The sequence below is a fragment of the Sphingomonas sp. CCH9-F2 genome (assembly GCF_001556735.1).
GTDB lineage: Bacteria > Pseudomonadota > Alphaproteobacteria > Sphingomonadales > Sphingomonadaceae > Sphingomonas > Sphingomonas ginsenosidimutans.
Window position 1 is genome coordinate 1 of record NZ_LSJO01000247.1, and the last position, 950, is coordinate 950.

Here is a 950-nt window from a genome sequence, read left to right on the forward strand (position 1 = left end):
GGGACGGTGACCGCCAGTTCGGTGCCCGCGGGCAGCGCGGTCTTCAGCGTGCGCAGGAACGCCAGATAGTCGCGCATCGCGCCCTCGGGAAGCGCCTCGAAATCCATCACCACGCCGCCCTGGCGGCGCTGCTTGACCATCAGCGCCAGCTTGCGCGCGAAATCGTCGCGCTGCGCAGGATCGCGCAGCAGCGCCGCGGCGCTCGCGCCGTCCCATTCGGACGCCCCGAAATTCTGCACCATCGGCAGCACCTTGGGCGGGCGCGGCATGGCGGCGATCATCCGGTCGAACGGGGCGTCCTCCTCGACCGAGACCTGGTGGCGCGGGCCGCTGACGCTGATCAGCGCGGGCACGACCCAGTCGAGCGAGCCGACGTGCCGGCGGAGCGAGGCGATGCTGGTGTCGTCGCCGGGGACGTAGAAACCGATGCTGAGCGGGGTGTGCGGATCCTTCGCCGCGCGCAGCGGCAGCCAGCGCGCCAGACCGTGCGGCTTCACCGCGCCGCGCGCGGCGGCGGCGCGCGGTTGCGGCAACGGCAGCGCGATGTCGCGGCGCGGCGACATCGACAGCAGCGTGGTCGCGAACAGCACCGCCGCCAGCACGACGATGGCCAGCAGCGCGGCCAGGACACGCTTCGACCGGCGGCTGCGCCGGCCGGTCGGATCGAAGAAGATCGGTGCGGCCATGGCGTCAGCCCTGCGGCCGGTCGGTGCCGGCGGCGCGGCGGGAAGCGATGCGGTTCATGATACCCCGGTTCGTCTGCTGCCGGCCATGTGCCGACGGTCGCCGGCCTAACCCTAGCGCGATGGAATGCCGCTGGGCACCGCCTTAATTCTTCGTCATGATCCGGCCCGTCACGATCCGCCCAGCCAGCCGGACCGGTACCAGCGCCGCAGTGTCGGCAGCCGCGTCAGGTCGCAGCCGCAGCGGCGGCAGCGGGCGTGCTGGAC

General features: G+C 72.6%; 1 pseudogene. It reads right to left on the reverse strand.

The features are described from left to right. Positions 1-686, reverse strand: a pseudogene (locus AX685_RS07435) (polysaccharide deacetylase); the annotation flags it as partial. Between the last annotated feature and the right edge of the window lie 264 nt (positions 687-950).